1 protein-coding gene is annotated in these 233 nt (G+C 65.7%); it reads right to left on the minus strand.

Going from position 1 to position 233, the window contains the following annotated elements; all coding sequences use genetic code 11:
* The coding region (locus SB773_RS34835; protein ID WP_410595135.1) for a rhomboid family intramembrane serine protease at positions 1-233 on the minus strand (233 nt) is incomplete at both ends.

Raw genomic sequence — 233 nt, forward strand, 5'->3', positions numbered from 1 at the left:
TCACCTGCTGGTTCGGAAACAGCAGGCCATAGGCCAGCAGCAGGCCATAGATGCCGCCGGAGGCGCCCACGGTCGGGTAGGCGTCGCCGCCGCCGGAGATCGTCCACCAGCCGACCAGCATCTGGCACAGGCCGGCGCCGATCACGCAGACCAGGTAGTAGGTGAGGAACCGCTTCTCGCCCCAGGTCTGTTCCAGCGGCGCGCCGAACATGAACAACGCGAACATGTTGAAC

Origin of the sequence: Bacillus sp. SIMBA_074 (assembly GCF_046534555.1) — a bacterium.
Taxonomy (GTDB): Bacteria; Bacillota; Bacilli; order Bacillales; family Bacillaceae_G; genus Bacillus_A; species Bacillus_A mycoides.